Here is an 18,990-nt window from a genome sequence, read left to right on the forward strand (position 1 = left end):
AAAATTATTAACAATTGAATTTAAATTATAAACAAAAATACGTCTACCGTGCGGTGAATAAATTGTTGGTTTAATCAAGTTTTTTACCGCAATCATTCAATATTATATATTCAAATTCCGAATTTATAATGAGGCTAAAACTATATTTGAGGAATGTTATTATGCGTTATCTTAGTTTGATTTTTATACTTATTTTTAATATATCTTTTTTATTTTCTCAAAATACTAACACTGGTAAACTAGACCAACTGTTAGATTATTCAAGTACAGGAAATATTAATGGAATAAGAAGATTAATTTCTGACGGTTCTATTTCTAGCTATATAGATTTTGGTGATATGCAGGGGCATAATGCTTTAATGACAGCCACTTTTAGAGGATATAAAGACATAGTTGTTTTGCTTTTATCTCAGAAAATAGATGTTAATGCCACTTGTATACATGGAAAAACTGCTTTAACTTATGCAGCAGAAAATGGATATGTTGATATAGCTTCTTATTTGCTTGCTAAGAATGCTAATCCAAATATAAAAGTTAATAACGGCACTACGGCTTTACTTCAGGCAGCTGGCAAGGGATATTATACTATAACAGAAATGATTATTAATGCTGGTGCTGATGTTAATATGGCTGGTCTTTATATTAATCCTGATGATGCAAATTATAATATGACTCCTCTTATGGTTGCTGCTTATAATAATCATGACGATATAATTAAACTATTGCTTGATAATGGAAGTGAGATAAATAAAGTTAATAATGTTGGAGCTAATGCTTTATTTTATGCTATAGCTAAGGGCAATGGAGAAGTAGCTAAAATGCTTCTTGAGAGAAATGCTGATGCTAATGTAGTATCTAGTTATGGGTATTATGGAAATATTACAACACTTGCTTTAGCTTCATCTTTGGGTTTGAATGATATAGTGTCATCACTTTTAATAGGTAAGGCTGACATTAATTATAGAATGGCAGATGGAAGAACTGCTTTAATATGGGCTAGCATATCTGGCAAGAAGGATATTGTTTTATCATTAATTAATGCTAATGCTGATATAAATATTAAAGATAATGACGGTAAAACTGCTTTGATGTTTGCCGCAGAAAATGGAGATTATGATTCTGTACAATATTTACTTGACGGCGGTGCAGATTTGACTATAGTAGATAACTTATCAAAAAATGCTTTAATGTATGCTATGGAAAATGGCAACACAGATATAGTTGATTTAATTACAAAAAGAAGCTTGGCAAAAAAATAAAGTTATTGAATAAATATAGAAAGTGTATGGGGTTTAGATATATAAAAAGGCTTTGAACTAAATGTTTAAAGCCTTTTCTATTTTTAAATCTTATATTTACTATTATTGTTTTTTCAATGTTCCACTACCGGCAGTAGATCCAGATAAAATGAAAATTCCAGCAGTATCGCTAGTAAATGTTAGAGTGAGAATAGATTCACCTTCATTTGCTGGAGTAAATTTTACTTCATAAGTTTCATTTCCTTTATCTGTTACATTTGTACTTTTATCGTTATTAAAAGTTACAGTTCCATCATTTGATATAGTTATAGTTGCATTTACTGTAGTAGGTGCAAGTTCCCAAGTTCCAGCATAATATCCTAAACCTTTGCTAGAGCCTGTTTTATCTGAATTGCTGCAGCTTATGGACAAAATACCAACTAAAAACAAAATCGAAGTTAAACTTAATAATTTTTTACTCATATTTTAATTTCCTATTTTTATTTATTCATTAATTATTTTTTGATATAGTCCCACTTCCAAAATCTTCATCCGTTATATTACCAGAATTATCAGATTCAAAAGTAATAGTAATATTAGAAGGATCGACAGTTGAACCATGTTGCACAGTCATAGTATATGTATTTTCAGAACCTTGTATATTTTCAGCTTTTGTTTCTCCAGCTTCATCTTTTATTTTTACACTGCTATCAGTACTTATAATAATATCATAAGTAGTTAGACCTCCGTCAAATGTGGCTGTCCAAGTGCCGGCATATTTTGCTATGCCTTGAGGAGTTGTTCCGCCATCACCAATACCGCCTGTTCCAGAACCGCTTCCATTATTACTACTATTATTATCACCGCTTCCTGTTTTATTTGTATTACTGCAGCTTAAAACAAGAATGCTGCTCAAAAATAATATACCAAACACACTTAAAAATTTTTTACTCATATTTTACTCTCCTTTTTACTTTTACTAAATATAACAAAAATACTGCTTTTTCAAATATATTTTTCATTATAATTACTTATATTTAACACTTATATTATATATTAAAAAAATGGAATATTATGAATAAATATACTAAAAAAATAGAAAATGAAATATATTATCTTATCAAAAAAAAGAATCCAACAATTGAAGAAATAAGTAAAGAACTAAATATAAGCTATGATAAATTAAAAAGCTATATTAACAAATCGAGCAAAAAATATAAAAAAAGTTTAATAAAAAAAATAAGAAAAGCAAAAGATGAATATTTTATTGATGCCAAAATAAAAATAGAAAATGCCTTAATAAAAAAGTCATTAGGGTATTATAGTAAAGATATTATAAAAGAGATAAAAACAGATAAAGAAGGCAATGAATCAAAAACTAAAAAAATAGTTTATAAATATAACCCACCAAATGAAAGAGCAATTATAGTATTTTTTGAATTATTAAAAAAGCGTTATGATAAAAGGCTAGAATATATAAGAAAAAAAAGAGAAGAGAGAGAAAACAATAATAAAATAAATATAAGAGTAGGGTTTGACAATTAATAAAAATGTATGCACATGTATTTTTTAAGTTACTAAAGAAAATAACATATATATTTTTATACTTAAAAAATTATCATTTATTAACGCATGATAAGTATACTCTATAAATAAAAATAATTTTGATTAGTAATTATTTTTATATTTTTATCTTCACACCGTGCGTGCGGAAAATTTTTTATAATTACTTATAATCTTTATACATTTGAGATAATTTATGAATATTAATATAAACATTTTAAAACCTTTTGAAAAATGGATTAATACTGAAAAACGACTAAAAATAGCATTCGGAGGACGAGGAGGCGGAAAAAGTGAATCTATTGCAAGGATACTAATAGCTAAAAGCTTTGAAATTAATGGAGTGATATTGTGTGCTAGAGAGATTCAAAAGTCTATTTCTTATTCAACTTATCCTCTTCTTATAAGCATTATAAAAGAACTTAATTTAAATGAGTTTTTTATGGTAAAAAGAAATGAGATAATAAACAAAATAACAAACTCTAAATTTATATTTTTAGGTATTAGAGAATGTTCTATAGAAGAAATTAAATCTATTTATAATGTAAGAATATGTTTTATAGAAGAAGCCCAAACTCTCACACAAAGAAGCTACGAAATATTAGAGCCTTCCATAAGGGCTGATAAAAGTGAGATATGGCTTGCATTTAATCCTCGCTTTGAAACTGATTTTATTTATAGGGTTGTAAGTCAATTTAGTTTATATAATAAAGTCTATAGAGATAAAACAAACAAAGAGTATTATTATAAAGAATATGAGGATGCTAATATATTAATTACTTTTATTAACTATGACGGCAATTATTATTTTAGCGACATACTAAATAAATCAAGATTATCCACATTAAAGCTTATGCCAAAAATGTATGAACATATATGGCTCGGCAAAATAAAAAATAAACAGGGAAAAGTTTTTTTGTATTCAAAATTAAAGTTCTATGATGAAAATAAAGAAAGAGAGAAAATATATTCTTATGAACATAAAGCGATAGTAGACCCTGCATTTGGGGAGTATAACTGTTTTACTGCTGTTATAGTGTATACACAAATCAATAATGATATTTATTTGATAGACAGCGGACTTATGCGTAATGATTCAAACTCAACAACTGATGAAAGCATAACAAATTTTTTAGCAAATAGAAACGTTAAAAAAATATTCTGCGAAAGTAATTTTGCTCAAAAAGAATTAGTTAAAAGACTTGAGAAACATTTTGAAGTAACGCCGTTTTTTGTGCATAAAAATAAAATAGAGAGAATAGTAAATGCAAGTTATGTGATATATGAAAGGGTGTATTTCCCTATGGGCTGGCAGGAAGTGCCTGAGGGCTCTGATACCGATAAATGGCTTCAAACTAATAATGGACGCGGATATATAGCTCTTCGTCAATTGCTTAATTTTGATGATTCTATAAGCAGTATTAAAGGAGATGTTTTTAGTTATTTGGATTTTCCAGATGCTTTATCAAGCTTAATAAACTTTGGAATGGAAGAGGCAGAAGATAATGGAAGAATTGAAGGAGAAGATAAAAATAATAGTTTGATGGATTTTATTTTTGGGAATTAATTTTTTTATTGTTCTTTTTCCCACGTACGAGCTGTACCACCTTGCCGCACGATAATGCTATGCTTCAATTATAGCTTCTTATACGTGCGGAGGAATACCTTTTAATATACAATTAAATTATAAAATTTATAATAAAATGCAGTTCTTTTGGTTCTTTTATACCAATACCGAGTAGGTGCCTATCGGCAAAAGAAGTGGGGCTCGGGGACTAGTCCCCGCAAATAAAAAACTAAAAAAATATCTTTGATAAAATTAAAGTTCTCAATATATATAATAAGTTTTTTATTCAACTTTTTTGTCGCTCTCGCTGTGAGGACTTCGTCAAAAAGTTGCAAAAAACGCAAATACTATAGCTTTATATGTTTTGAAATATGTATAAAGTGTAAGGTAATGCAAATATTTTAGCTAAAACAATGCAGTTCTTTTGCTTCTTTTATACCAATACCGAGTAGGTGCCTATCGGCAAAAGAAGTGGGGGTGCGGGGGCTAGTCCCCGCAAATAATAAAAAACTTAAAATTTTCTTGTTCTTTTTCCCGCAGCAAAAAGAACCAAAAAGTGCAAGTGTTATAGCTTTATATCTTTGAAATATATAAAGCTAAAATAATATCTATATCTTGTATAATATATATAAAAAAGGAGCATATATGGACAATAATTTAAACTATATAAAAGAAATGAATGAAGAACTTCTTAAAACTCAATCTTATATAGGGGGGATAAGTAATGTTATTGGCGTTGAACTAAAAGAAAGCTCTAATGTTGCTGCTGACTCCATTAACTTAATTAAAGAAAACATAAACCAAATAGATATTAAAACGCTTTCTTCTGATATTAATAGCGTTCTTTCAAGTACATCAACTTTGTATGGAAGCATATCATCAAGCTTCTTTTCGTTTTTTGATTATGACTTGAGTGTTTATGACAATGCTATTAATGAAGCTAAACAAAAGCTTGAAGACTTTAATAATTATCAAAATGAACTTAGAGAAAGCAATAAAGAAAAAGAAGATGGGTATTATAATGATTTTTTAGCTAGGTTAGATGAAGAGTTAGAACTTGCTATAGAAAATAATGATTTGATGAGTGCTGAGGCTATAAGAATAAAAAAAGAAGAAATAGCAAAAAAAAGAGAAGAAGAAAATAAATTATTGTTATTAGAAAAAGAGAGTAATGCTCAAAAAGAATTATTAGAGAGAAATTTAGCGGAAGCAGAATATAAGAAAGATTATGCAAAATGGGAAAATGAAGTTAAATTAGCAGAAATGGAAAAGAGTAAAGCTATTGCTGATGCTGTGTTAATACCTTCTCTTGCAATAGCAAAATCTGCATTAGGTGTTGCTACTTCTTTTGCTGAGGGGGGCTTAGTTGGATTTGCTGCAGGTTTAGCTGTTTCTGCTACAACTATTGCTTCTGCTGTTTCGGCGGCTTCTGGTATAGTATCTTCAACCAATGCTCTAGATACTTTGAAATCTAATCCTCCAACTCCTCCAAAGTTTGCTTTTGGTACTACAGGTTACACCATTCCAGAGGGAGGCTCTGCAATAGTTGGAGAAATGGGGGCTGAGATTGTTAGAAATAATGCGGGTAAAATAACAGTTCAAAGTAATGCTCAGTTAAATGATAATTATAATTCAAGAGATACTATGCATATAGAAAATGTAATTTTTAATGTTTCTCAAGTATTAACAGAAGAAGAAGTTTATAAGTATATGAATAATTATAAATATAGAAACTCACAAATGTATGTAAGATAAGTGATAAAAGTTATACCGCTTATCTTACATAATATTATTACAAAAATTAATTATTCGTTTCCATTCCATTGACTAATAGCATTATCATTAGATAAATCTGAAATAGAGCTTTTATTAAATTTAGGTTCTTTATGTTCTTTTAATTGTGATACATAATGTTTTGTAAGCAAGTATACTGGTTTATTAAGTATTATCATTATTATAATGTTTAATAAAGCCATAAAGCCCATAAACATATCACCTGCTCCCCAAATAGTTTTAAATTCTGCCAATGAACCAGCAAATACCATTACTATAGTCATAAGTCCTACTATGATATATGATGCAAAATTATCTTTTACAGCAGCAGCACCTGTTTTTATATAGAAAAAATTTCCAAGTATAGAACTATATGAGAAAAACAATATACATACAGTGATAAATATAGAACCAAAACTTCCTAAATGTGATTCCATAGCATATTGAAATAAATTAATACCTTCTATGTTTTTAACTTCTTTCATAGCTTCAGGAGATAATAAAAGTATAAAACCTGAAATAGAACATATTAACAAAGTATCTGTAAATACAGAGAACATTTGTATTAGTCCCTGTTTACAAGGGTGAGAAGTATGAGCAGCAGCAGCAGCGTGAGGAGCACCCCCCATACCAGCTTCGTTTGAGAATAATCCTCTTTTTAATCCGTTTGAAATTGTAACTCCTATAGCACCGCCAAAAATTGCACTAGGTTTGAATGCTTGCACAAATATATTTTGAAATACTGAAGGAACTGAAGGTAAATTAGTGAAGAATATAAAAAGCCCCATTAATATATAAGGTATTGCCATAATAGGAACTATAAATACGCATGCATGTGTTATAGTGTCTCTCTTTTTGCTGAATAATATTAATGCTGTGATGATTGTCAATATTGTAGCAGTAATTATTACAGATACATTATATTTTGATAAAGCATTTGATATAGTATTTGCTTGAACTCCGTTAAAAGTAGTGTAGGTAAATATCATACATAAAGCAAAGAGTATTGCAAGCACAGGTTTTTTTAATTTGCTTTTTATGTAGAAAGAAGCTCCACCTATAAACTTACCCATAGAATCTTTTTCTTTATATAATTGAGCAAGTGTACTTTCTGAAAAAGCTAAGCTTCCTCCCAAAAGAGCCATTATCCACATCCAAAATAAAGCACCCGGTCCGCCTGCAGAAACAGCTCCCATAACACCAGTAATGTTTCCTGTACCTACTCTTGAAGCAGTACTTATACAAAAACTTACAAATCCTGAAACTCCATCACCTTTTTCATGTTTTGAAAATAGAAGTTTTAGAGCATGTATAGAGTGGGAAATTTGTATTCCTTTGAGTCTAATAGTAAAAAATACAGCCACCACAAAAAATACTGCTAATAGCAAATATCCATACATAACATTATTTGTGTTTGTTATAATAGAATTAATAATATTCATAAGCATAACCTCTAAAAAAATAATAAATATTGTATTTTGAAAAATTACTAATCATAGAATTGAAAAATAATATATTATTTTTATGATTTTGTCAAAAAGTTTTTATATGAGTTTTGAATATATTTTATTGATGATTTTTCATTGTTCTTTTTCCCGCAGCAAAAAGAACCAAAAAGTGCAAATAAAATAATAGTAAAAAATAGTAGTACTTTTTAAAAAATAAAACAGCATATTTTATTTGAATTTATACCATATATATTTTAAAAATATCGACTACAGTATATGCGTTTTTTGCAACTTTTTTGAGCGACAAAAAAGTTGAATAAAAAAACTTATAAAAAATATAGTTATTTATGTATATCTAGTTTTATATTTAATTTATTATAAAATCAATATTCCCAACCCATTTCATCGCATATTTTTAAAATAGCTTTATTATTTGGATTAGCTAAATTTATAATTCTTTGTTTATATTCCTCTTTTAATTTATCATCTGCCAAATTATAACCTTTCATAAAATCATTATAAGCTTCTTCTATTAATTTATCTTTTTCTTTTTTGCTTTTTGTAGTATTTGCTAATAATTGTTTCGATAATGCTTTATTAAAATAATATTTTGAAACATTAGGATTTAATTCTATAACTTTATCAAAATCTTTAATAGCCTCTTTATATTGGTTTAAATTCTTTTTAGCAATTCCTCTGTTAAAATAAAAATTTGAATGGTTAGGATTTAATTCTATAGCTTTATTATAATCCTTAATAGCTTCTTCATATAATCCTAAATTTGCTTTAGCAGTGCCTCTATTATTATAAGCTTCTGAATCATTAGAATTTAATTCTATAGCTTTATCAAAATATTCTATACTCTCGATATAATTTTTTAATTTTATTTTTGTAGCTCCAATATTATTATAAGCCATAAAATCATTAGGGTTTAATTCTATAGCTTTATCATAATCTTTAATAGCTTCTTCATATAATCCTAAATTTGCTTTAGCAGTACCTCTATTATTATAAGCTTCTGAATCATTAGAATTTAATTCTATAGCTTTATCATAATCTTCAATAGCTTCTTCATATAATCTTAAATTTAGTTTAGCTATACCTCTATTATAATAAGCTATTATATAATTATTTTTATACTTAGAATATTCTTCAGAGTTTTCATTATATCCTTTCAATAAATCATCTGTCATTTCTATAATTTTATTATAATAATTTATAGATTTATTATATTCTTTATTATTAAATGTTTGATATGCTGAATTGAGTAAATTTGATATTTGTATGTTTATATTATTTTCTTCTATTAATTTTTTGGTTTCTTCTTTGGCTTGATTTTTTATATCTAATATCATTTGATTTGATTTTTCTTGAATTGAATTAATAGAGTTATTAAATTCTATTTTTAATTTATCTATTGAATTTAAAGCCTCACTATTTTTTTCATTTATTTCTTTCAAAAATTGGTTATAGTTTTTTTCTAATTCAGATATTTTTTTTGTGTTTCTGTATCAATTTTTAAATGTAAATTTTCAATATCGAGTTCATAATGTTGTATTTTTTCTTTATATGTTTCAATCTTTTCTTTTAGTTTTTCTATATCATTCAAATTATCCTTGCTCTCTGATAAAATATTATTATTGATAAAAATACCTGCAAATGTGAATACTATCATTATTACAGACAAAAATGCAAACCAGAAACTTAATAAATCATTTGAGTTTTTCATTATCTCTGCCATTGAAGACTCTAATATTTTTGTATCTAAATTAATTACTGTATTATTAGTTGTAATAGATTGTAAATGAGTAGTATAATTTTCTAATGCTTTATCAAATCTGTTTTCTATATTTTTGGTATGTATAAAATATATTAATGCAAATAAAAATATTGATAATAAAAATAAAACTATAATTGTAGATTTAATTTCTCTATCTTTCATAAATAATCCTCAAGCTATTTGCTATATTATACAGTATTATGAAAATTATTAAACAATATATAAAGGGGTTTTGGGTTATATATAGTTTTTTGATTATTTATGTTAGTAGTGTAGGGGAAAAACAATAAAAATTTATTTACACTCCCCACCCTTTATTCTTTATTGCCATATTTAAAATTGCAATTTCATTTATATTTAATATTTTATCTGTAAAATCACGCCCGCCCAAGTTTTAATTAAATTCAAAATCTATTTACCGCATGGTGAACGTATTTTTTAATGTAACAAAAATTGCATTGTTAATTTATTTATATTTTTTGTTTGGCTTAACGTGCGTTACAATGAATTATAATTAATTACATTGAAAATTATTCTCTATGTAATTCTTCACTTCTAGTAAATCATTGAATTTTTTATAAGCCAACTCTTTCTCATCTTCCTCTGATAATAAAAGTAAATCTGGAACATAAAACCTCTTTTCTATGTTAGCATTTTTAGCAGATAATAATCCATTTTTAGAATCTTCTAATATTATTACATTATTTTTATCAGCATTAAAATAATCACATGCATTGTTATATAAATCTGGATGAGGCTTTGGATGTTTTACTGCATCTCCACAAACTATATAATCAAATCTTTCTTTTAAATTTGTCTTTTCCAAATATAAATCAACTTTTCTTTTTATGCTTGATGTGGCTACTGCTTTTTTTATATTATGTTTATTTAAAAAGGTTATTAATTCTTCAGCACCTTTTTTTATATTAATGCCATTTTCTTTTACTATATTAAATGCTTCTTCTATTTGATTATTTATTATATCATAAAATATTTTTTCATTATTAGATATTTCCATTATGGTGTTTTTTATTGAACTTTCATTAGAGCCTAATATTTTACTAAAAAATAATTTTTCAACATCTATATTAATATTATAATTTTTAAAAGATTTTTTCCATGCGGCTAAACTTATTGTTTCAGTGTCAAGAAGTAAGCCGTCCATATCAAATATAACTAAACTTAATTTATTCATAATAATTTTACATACCTCAAATATTAAAATTTATTGGTTAATAATCATAATATAATAATATTTTTTTTCAATATTGTGTAGTATATAAAAAGTTTAAAATTTATTTAGAATACCCGCCCTTTATTGTTTATTGCTATGTTTAAAATTATAATTTCATTTATATTTAATATTTTATTTGTAAAAGCATGCCCACCCAAGTTTTAATTAGATTTTTAAATTTATTTACCGCACGGTGAAAGAATTTTTTAATATAACAAGAATTGCATTTTTTATTTGATTATATTTTTTGTTTGACTTAGCGTGCGTAGTGAGGAGTATAAATTTAAAATTAGGTATAATCAATGTTTTTTATTGGTACATGAAAGATAAAATAAAACATAGTAAGCGTTGACAAGTTTATATTATAGATATACAGTCAAATTATAGTATTGATATAAGTAAGAATGTAAAAAACTATAAAATTTGCTATAATATACTCAATAGCCATTTAAAAAAATAAAAACTAAATAAAGTATAAGTTTATATGTATTAGAAAATTATAAAAAGTTTTTATTGAATACTATGTATAGCAATGAAGATGAAAGAAAAAAATTAAATAATATATATTACCGTACAGTATTGATAATATCTTTTAATTCGTTAAAATCAATAATTACATTAGGATAATCACTATCTAAAACAAAATAAACCAATTCAATATTCTCTTTTTCAAAATTAAAATATAGCTCAACTTGATTTAAAATCATTTCTTTTTCTGTTTTTGACTTTATATTTAATAGAATTTTTTCTCTAAGTTTTAAAGAGCTATGTATATCGTCTTTAAATGCCTCAACAGTTTTATTCATTTTTCTATTTTCCTTTATTGATTATTATATACGAAAAGCGGTTCTTGCAAGCCTTTTCATCATTTTCTATTATTTATTCTTATATTTCTGCTTTATGTTTGTATTTACTTTAACATTTAATATAGAGGCGGGCTTCTTATTGAAACTTTATCCTTATAAAAAATAAAAGCCCCTTATAATTTTTAAGAGGCTTTTTATTTACAACTTTGTTTATAATTATTCTTCTATACTCAAATGAAGCTCTTCTAATTGGTCAGGATCAACAGTAGAAGGACAGCTGCTCATCAAACATTGACCCTTCTGAGTTTTAGGGAATGCTATAACTTCTCTTATGCTATCTTGTTTTTGGAGTAACATTATAACTCTGTCTATACCAAAAGCCATACCGCACATAGGAGGAGCACCATATTTTAAAGCATCAAGTAAGAAACCAAATCTTATTTTAGCTTTCTCTTCATCTATGCCTAAAAGTTTGAATATAGTAGCTTGTACTTTGCTGTCATATATACGCTGACCGCCTCCGCCTATCTCATTACCGTTTAATACCAAATCATAAGTATCACTTCTCACTTTTAAAGGTTCGCTTTCAAGTATAGCAACGTCTTCAGGTACAGGAGCAGTAAATGGGTGGTGAGTAGCTGATATTCTCTTTTCTTTGTGGTCATATTCAAATAATGGAAACTCTACTACCCATAAGAAGTTTAATTTGTCTTTATCTATTAAGTTTAATTTCTCAGCAACTCTTAATCTTAAATTGCCTAAAGCATCAAATGTAACTTTTGGAGTGTCAGCAACAAAGAATAGTAAATCACCTTTTTCTGCTTTTGTAACTTCTAATATTTTCTTTTGATTTTCTTCAGAGAAGAATTTAACAATGTTTGATTCAAGTCCGTTTTCAGTAACTCTCATCCAAGCAAGACCCTTAGCACCAAATATACCAACATATTTAGTAAAGTCGTCAATATCTTTTCTGCTTAATTTATCAACTCCGCCTTTAGCGTTTAAACATCTTACTATAAATTTATTATCTAAAGCATTTTTAAATACTGCAAAATCACAACCTCTAACAGCATCTTCAACATTTACAAGTTTTAATTCAAATCTAGTGTCAGGCTTATCGCTTCCATACATCTCCATAGCATCATAATAATTTAATCTAGGGAATGGAGTAGGTAAGTCAATGCCGTAAACATCTTTAACAATATTAGCAGTAACTTTTTCCATAATTGATAAAAACTCATCAGTATTAAGGAAAGAAGTTTCTATATCAACTTGAGTAAACTCAGGCTGCCTGTCTGCTCTTAAGTCCTCATCACGGAAACATTTAGCCACTTGATAATATCTGTCAAAACCGCCTATCATAAGTATTTGTTTAAATATTTGCGGAGATTGAGGCAATGCATAAAAATCTCCAGCATTTAATCTTGAAGGAACAAGAAAATCTCTAGCACCTTCAGGAGTACTTTTATTTAATATAGGAGTTTCAACATCTATAAAACCATTATCAGATAAATGTTTTCTAAAAGCATTAGTAATTTCAAATCTTTTATATAAATTGTTGAATACTTTTGGTCTTCTTAAATCTAAATATCTATATTTTAATCTTATATCTTCACCAGTATCAATATCATCTTCAAGTAAGAAAGGAGGAGTTTCAGAAGTATTAAGAAGTTCCATTTTCTCAACCATAACTTCTATTTCACCAGTAGGAATTTTAGGGTTAATCATTTCTTCGCTTCTAGCTCTTACTTTACCTTCTACACTTATAACATATTCGCTTCTTAAATCTTGAGCGTCATTATGTGCTTCTTTGCTTATTTCTGGATTAAATACTATTTGTACAAATCCAGTTCTGTCTCTTAAATCTACAAATATTACACCGCCATGGTCTCTTCTTCTTAAAACCCAACCAGCTAATTTTACTTCTTTACCAATATCATTTTTTGTTAATGTTCCATTATAGGCACTTTTAAAACGCATATTAATTCCTCTTAAAAAATTATTTATTTGATTATTAAAAATAAGTTATATTTCTTTTAGTTTGAATAAATATGATTATTATATTATATATAAGTATAAAAATCAATAATTAAAATAACTTAATTTAAAAGCATATTGATATTTAATAGTTCTAATATCAAAAATATATAATATTGTTATATTTTATTATGATAAAACTTGAATTCTGAAAAAATATGTTCTATATTAAAATTATAAATACATAATAAAAAAATATATTATAATAAGAGGATTTTTATGGAGTCATTTTTTAAGAGCGATGCTAGTATACTAGCTATTATTTTTATTATAACGTCATTGGCGTTATTAGGTCAGCAAGTAAAATTAGGTAAAATTTTAGGTCCTGCTTTAAGTGTTATATTATTGGGTATATTTTGTACCAATGTGGGTTTAACACCAGTTGATCATAATGTATATGGTGTATTTTTCACATATTGTGTACCTTTATCTATTTCTATAATACTTATGGGTGTAGACATTAAGGCTTTACTAAAATTATCAAGAGAGCCTTTTGTGGCTATGCTTGTTTCTGTTCTTAGTGTTTCTTTTTTAGCTTTTCTTTTTGGATTGATATTTGCTAAGGAAATAGATGATGGGTGGAAAATTGCTGGAATGTTTGTAGGAAGCTATACAGGAGGAAGTCCTAATTTAACTGCTATAGCTACTGCATTAGGAACGAGCAGAGAAGCAATAGCTGCTGCAAATGCTGCTGATTATGTAGTTGGTACACCTGCTGTTATTTTTTATATGTCACTTCCGCCTATATTAAAGGCATCAAAATTGTTTAATAAAGTTTGGCCTTATTCTTTTACAGAGGAAGAGCTTTCTAAAGATGATGGGCAGGGCGAGTTTTTGGGAAATAAGGAATGGAGCATTAAAGAGATTTCTTCATTAATAGCAATAGCAATGATAATAGTTGCTGTGGCTACTCTCATAAGTCAATATTTTCCTGATAGTTTTAGAGGTTCTGCAAGACTAATTTTAATAAGTACATTTTCTTTAATATTATCAAGAGTTCCTTTTATAAGAACACTTAGAGGCAATAATGATTTAGGTCTTTTCTTTTCACTGCTTTTTTTAACAGTTTTAGGTCTTACAATTAATTTAAAAGGTTTTTTAAGTTCAACATTATATATAACAATATATTGTGCTTTAATAATAATATTCTCTATGATTTTCCAATGGGTTGTTTCAAGAATATTAAAGATAAAATATCAGTATGTATTATTAGCTACAGTTGCGGCTGTTTGGGACGGACCAACTTCGGCTTTGGTTGCAGGAGGTGCAAAGTGGAAATCTTTGATGTCTATTGCAATTATAATGGGAATTATGGGTGGTGTTTGCGGTAACTATTTAGGAATAACCGTTGCTTTTTTAATTAAAAATGCATTAGGCTTATAAAAAATTAATAATATTTTTATTTTATTATTCTTTGACAATTTATTATACATTAAATATAATAGCAGTTATGGTAAATAATGAAATAGAAATAAAAGCATATGTTAGAGATTTTGAAAATACTTTAAGTTTTCTTTATAAGAATGCTAGATTTAAAAAGAAGTATTTTAAAAAAGATATTTATTATGCCAAGAGTGATGATATTTTAAATGATGATATAAAATTAAAAAACTGTATTAGGCTTAGGGTAGAACATGGAGGTTATACCTTTTGCTCTAAAGATAGAAAAATAGTAGACGGTGTTGAAGTTAATGATGAGATAGAAATAAAAGTAAGCAAGAAAAAGGCAAGATTCATAATTAATTTTTTATCATCACTTCAAGGCTATAGAGAGTATGTGAGAAAAGAGAAGAAGGGTTATGCTTTTGTATATAAAAACTCATTAGTGGAAGTGTCGAAGATAAAAGGTTTAGGTGATTTTATAGAGATAGAGTTTTTAAATAGTGCAGATAGCGTAGAAAATCAGGTTTATCAGTTAAAAGCTATATTAAAAGAAATAGGTATAGATGAAAAAGATATAGAAACAAAAGCATATATTGATATGCTTAAAAAAAGCTAAATAATTAGCTATTATTTACGATAATAAAACATAATTTTTTAAGTTTATAAGTTAGGCTTTGTTTTTATGTTTAAAAAGATTTAATATGTGCTTGACTTTTTTTAGAGTATATGTTAATATATTTAAGTCTTAAAACATAAGGGCGATTAGCTCAGCTGGGAGAGCGGGTGCCTTACAAGCACTAGGTCGGCGGTTCGAACCCGTCATCGCCCAAAGTCTTCTAAAATTGTTTACATTATTTTTTAGTATATGGCAGGTTTTGAATATCTTTTAATTATAGTAGCTATTCTTTTTCTATTAATTTTATTAACTTTTCTTATTAAAAAAATTACTAGACATATTTCTATATTATTTGCTGTTATTATTATAATGGTGCTTTCTGTTGCTTCACTTGTAGGAATATATTTTAATTATACAACTAATATATCTGCAAACATGGAAACTTTTTCTATGGAAAAGCAAAGGGCTGAAGAGAAAAAGAGACTCATTAGCAGCGTGAGCATGAAAGATGGTGTATTAGAGATTTTATCTTTACACTTGGCTTATTCAAATAGAATATCTAAACCTATAATAAGAAACGGTGAAATAGGTTTTTATTTGGATGAAATTTGGTTTAATTGGGCTGACGGTAAGCTTTTAACAGATGCAGATATATCTAATGCTGATAATTATATAAGTTTCGGTTTTTATCCATATCCTGTTGATGGGCTTCCTGTTATACAAGAGGCTACACCTGAGAGAACTTTGGAGCTTCAAGAATATTATAAAAGAAGAGTTAATAATAAAAAAATCATTAATAACACTTTTTTAAATACGCTTTATGATGCTTATTCCCCTAAGACTATGATGACACATATAAAAACTGTGAGTATATTAGGTTATAGAACTAGCATACACGATTATATAGTAGAGCCTCTTTCTAATGCCAGTGTAGAAATTAAATCTATGGCACAAACTAATGCTCAAGTAAAAAATTATTTAGCATCATTAAAAACAGTTAGTGGCTATGTATGGAAAATAATATCAAAAAGTGCAAGCAGAAGCTATCATAGTTATGGAGTTGCCATTGACACGCTTCCTAAAAGAAATAATGGCAAGCAAATATATTGGGCTTGGACTAGGGTTAATAATAAAGAGTGGTATGCTGTTCCTTTTAATGATAGATGGAATCCGCCTAAAGAGGTTATAAAAATTCTTGAGAAGTATGGATTTATTTGGGGCGGTAAGTGGCATAATTATGACACTGTGCATTTTGAATATAGACCAGAGCTTATAATATACAACAGAATAAAAGAAGATGAAGAAGAGCTTTATAGGCTTATAAAAGAATACGGTTTATATTAATTAATAGCATTAAAAAATATATTTCTCAAATTATCTTTATTATATTTTCAGAAAAACTAAATATTCTAAAATTTATAAAAAATTATTGTTTTAATACATTCTAAAATTTTTTAACTTTTTTATTTTAATTATTTGCAGGGCTTTGCCCCCACTCCCCCAGTTCTTTTATTGGTATAAAAGAACCAAAAGAACTGTATTTTTATTATAAATTTTATAATTTAATTGTACATTAAAAGGCACTCCCCCGCACGACTAAGAAGTTATAATTAAAGCATAGCATTACCGTGTGGCAAGGTGGTACAGCTCGTATGCGGGAAAAAGAACAATAAAAAAATTAATAAAATATAATTACTTTAATATATATAAAAAAATTTAAAGCCTATCAAAATATTTTTTAGTTTTTTTATTTGTGGTGGCTTTGCCCCCACGCCCCCACTTCTTTTGGCGACCAAAGGAAGTGCCTGTGGGTATGACCCAAAGAAGCAAAAGGACTGCATTTAATAAAATATAGCTTTTATGCATAGCCGAAAACATAGATATTATTTTATATATTCCAAAGCTATAAAGCTAAAACATTTGCACTTTTTGCAACTTTGACGAAGTCCACACCGCGACCGAAGGAAGTGCCTGCGACTGAAAGGAGTGCCTGTGGGTGCGACCGTAGGAAGTACCTTTAGGTATGGTATTGGTATAAAAGAACTGCATTTTTATTATAAATTTTATAATTTAATTGTACATTAAAAGGTATTCCCCCGCACGACTAAGAAGTTATAATTAAACCATAATATTACCGTGCGGCAAGGTGGTACAGCCCGTACGCGGGAAAAAGAACAATAAAAAAATTAATAAAATATAATTATTTTAATATATACTAAAAAAGTTTATAACATATTCATGAAAATTGACAAACTCAGTAATTTTTAGTATTATATAAAATAACTTCAATATAAAAAATAAATAAATATGACAAAATTAGATGATAATATAAATAACATTTTAAATAGATGGCGTCTTATACTCGGAGATTTCGCTGATAATAATATTGAATTGCAAGAAAGTTTATCAGACCTTAATGAGTCTTTAAATTTTTTGTATGACAGAGAATACTCAAAAGAAGATGGATATTATAATGATAATGACCATACAAAATTAAAAGGCGATAAGAGTAAAAGCAATTTAACTGTTCCAATGTGGGTTTCTAAGATAAGAAAACTCTTTCCAAAAGAAACTGTTCAGATAATGCAGACTCATGCTCTAAATAAATATAATCTAACTGAGATGATTACAGATGAGAATATTTTAAAGGAAATGGAGCCTAATATGGACCTTCTTAAAAATATTCTAACATTTAGAGATATGATGGGTTCTAATGTAAAAAAACTTGCTTACAGCATAGTAAGAGATATTGTAGAAAAGCTAAAAAGAAAAATGGAGCAAGATATTAAAAAAGTATTTTATGGAAAGAAGCTTCCTAATTCTTATACAATGCATAGAAAAATATTTAAAAATCTTGATATAAAAAAAACAATTAGGCATAATTTAAAAAACTATAATACTCAAAATAATACAATATTTGTAGATAAACTTTATTTTAATAATAATATAAAAAATTATAATCCTTGGCATATTATAATACTTATAGATGAAAGTGGTTCTATGCTTGATAGTGTTATATATTCATCTATAATGGCGTCAATATTTGCTAATTTGCCATATTTATCTGTAAAGCTTATTATATTTGACACTTCCATAGTTGATCTTACTGATTACATTAAAGACCCAGTGGATACTCTTTTAAAGGTTCAATTAGGAGGGGGTACTGATATTGTTAAAGCTTTGGAATATGCTAAAAAAATTACTGCATTTCCAGAAAAGACTATATATGTACTTATAAGCGATTTGGAAGATAGCAATGATTATAAATATATGCACAATAGTGTAAAAGGTATTATTGAGTCAAGAAGTAAGATTTTTATATTAACAGCATTAGATTATGACTGTAATGAATCTTATAATAAAAATGCTGCTCAAAAACTCTCTAAGCTTGGTGCTAAGGTAGCTGCAATCACACCAAATAAATTAGCAGAGTATATAAATGATATTATATCATAATGATGTTAGTATTTATTGATTGAATAAAGTTTAACAAATAAAAAAGAGACTCTATATATTAAATATAGAATCTCTTTTATTTATTATTT

At 27.1% G+C, this 18,990-nt stretch carries 16 protein-coding genes and 1 tRNA gene; 9 read left to right on the forward strand and 8 right to left on the reverse strand.

What is annotated here, in order from left to right; translation table 11 throughout:
* The first annotated feature begins 161 nt into the window (after positions 1–161).
* Positions 162–1,259: an ankyrin repeat domain-containing protein gene (locus GQX97_RS06775; protein ID WP_157151192.1), complete on the forward strand. Its 1,098-nt coding sequence runs from the start codon at positions 162–164 to the stop codon at positions 1,257–1,259.
* Between the two features lie 102 nt (positions 1,260–1,361).
* On the opposite strand, the gene GQX97_RS06780 is transcribed toward GQX97_RS06775, so the two are convergent.
* Both GQX97_RS06780 and GQX97_RS06785 read right to left on the reverse strand, forming a co-directional pair.
* A complete protein-coding gene (locus GQX97_RS06780) occupies positions 1,362–1,670 on the reverse strand; it encodes a hypothetical protein (protein WP_232473274.1) in 309 nt (102 codons plus the stop codon).
* A 79-nt stretch (positions 1,671–1,749) separates the two neighbouring features.
* Positions 1,750–2,193: a hypothetical protein gene (locus GQX97_RS06785; RefSeq protein ID WP_157151194.1), complete on the reverse strand. Its 444-nt coding sequence runs from the start codon at positions 2,191–2,193 to the stop codon at positions 1,750–1,752.
* A 119-nt stretch (positions 2,194–2,312) separates the two neighbouring features.
* Between GQX97_RS06785 and GQX97_RS06790 the strand changes: the two genes are divergently transcribed.
* The 3 genes from GQX97_RS06790 to GQX97_RS06800 all read left to right on the forward strand — a co-directional run bounded on the left by GQX97_RS06790 (position 2,313) and on the right by GQX97_RS06800 (position 6,123).
* Positions 2,313–2,783, forward strand: a complete 471-nt coding sequence (locus GQX97_RS06790; RefSeq protein WP_157151195.1) for a hypothetical protein — start codon at positions 2,313–2,315, stop codon at positions 2,781–2,783.
* A 214-nt stretch (positions 2,784–2,997) separates the two neighbouring features.
* Positions 2,998–4,368 carry a phage terminase large subunit gene (locus tag GQX97_RS06795; protein WP_157151196.1) on the forward strand — a complete coding sequence of 457 codons (1,371 nt, stop codon included), beginning with the start codon at positions 2,998–3,000 and terminating at the stop codon, positions 4,366–4,368.
* A gap of 645 nt (positions 4,369–5,013) precedes the next feature.
* Positions 5,014–6,123, forward strand: a complete 1,110-nt coding sequence (locus GQX97_RS06800) for a hypothetical protein (RefSeq protein WP_157151197.1) — start codon at positions 5,014–5,016, stop codon at positions 6,121–6,123.
* Between the two features lie 50 nt (positions 6,124–6,173).
* On the opposite strand, the gene GQX97_RS06805 is transcribed toward GQX97_RS06800, so the two are convergent.
* The 6 genes from GQX97_RS06805 to aspS form a co-directional block, all read right to left on the reverse strand.
* Complete coding sequence (locus tag GQX97_RS06805; protein ID WP_157151198.1) at positions 6,174–7,583, reverse strand: sodium:alanine symporter family protein; 1,410 nt, start codon at positions 7,581–7,583, stop codon at positions 6,174–6,176.
* Between the two features lie 389 nt (positions 7,584–7,972).
* A complete protein-coding gene (locus GQX97_RS14790; protein ID WP_232473275.1) occupies positions 7,973–9,049 on the reverse strand; it encodes a tetratricopeptide repeat protein in 1,077 nt (358 codons plus the stop codon).
* A gap of 20 nt (positions 9,050–9,069) precedes the next feature.
* The gene (locus tag GQX97_RS14940; protein WP_157151199.1) at positions 9,070–9,531 is read right to left on the reverse strand and encodes a hypothetical protein; all 462 of its coding nucleotides are present in this window, start codon (positions 9,529–9,531) and stop codon (positions 9,070–9,072) included.
* 352 nt (positions 9,532–9,883) lie between these two features.
* Positions 9,884–10,564 (reverse strand): HAD family phosphatase, encoded by a 681-nt coding sequence (locus GQX97_RS06820; RefSeq protein WP_157151200.1) that lies wholly within the window; start codon positions 10,562–10,564, stop codon positions 9,884–9,886.
* 605 nt (positions 10,565–11,169) lie between these two features.
* Positions 11,170–11,409: a hypothetical protein gene (locus tag GQX97_RS06825; RefSeq protein ID WP_157151201.1), complete on the reverse strand. Its 240-nt coding sequence runs from the start codon at positions 11,407–11,409 to the stop codon at positions 11,170–11,172.
* A gap of 216 nt (positions 11,410–11,625) precedes the next feature.
* Positions 11,626–13,389 (reverse strand): aspartate--tRNA ligase, encoded by a 1,764-nt coding sequence (aspS, locus tag GQX97_RS06830; RefSeq protein ID WP_157151202.1) that lies wholly within the window; start codon positions 13,387–13,389, stop codon positions 11,626–11,628.
* A gap of 276 nt (positions 13,390–13,665) precedes the next feature.
* On the opposite strand from aspS, the gene GQX97_RS06835 reads away from it, so the two are divergent.
* From GQX97_RS06835 to GQX97_RS06855, 5 genes are all read left to right on the forward strand, one after another.
* Positions 13,666–14,829, forward strand: coding sequence for a DUF819 domain-containing protein (locus GQX97_RS06835; RefSeq protein WP_157151203.1), 1,164 nt, complete (start codon positions 13,666–13,668; stop codon positions 14,827–14,829).
* Between the two features lie 67 nt (positions 14,830–14,896).
* A complete protein-coding gene (locus tag GQX97_RS06840; RefSeq protein ID WP_157151204.1) occupies positions 14,897–15,445 on the forward strand; it encodes a class IV adenylate cyclase in 549 nt (182 codons plus the stop codon).
* A 140-nt stretch (positions 15,446–15,585) separates the two neighbouring features.
* Positions 15,586–15,658, forward strand: a tRNA-Val gene (locus GQX97_RS06845).
* 36 nt (positions 15,659–15,694) lie between these two features.
* The gene (locus GQX97_RS06850) at positions 15,695–16,789 is read left to right on the forward strand and encodes a M15 family metallopeptidase (RefSeq protein WP_157151205.1); all 1,095 of its coding nucleotides are present in this window, start codon (positions 15,695–15,697) and stop codon (positions 16,787–16,789) included.
* 963 nt (positions 16,790–17,752) lie between these two features.
* Positions 17,753–18,901, forward strand: a complete 1,149-nt coding sequence (locus GQX97_RS06855) for a VWA domain-containing protein (protein WP_157151206.1) — start codon at positions 17,753–17,755, stop codon at positions 18,899–18,901.
* The last annotated feature ends 89 nt before the right edge of the window (positions 18,902–18,990 follow it).

This window comes from Brachyspira sp. SAP_772, assembly GCF_009755885.1.
GTDB lineage: Bacteria > Spirochaetota > Brachyspiria > Brachyspirales > Brachyspiraceae > Brachyspira.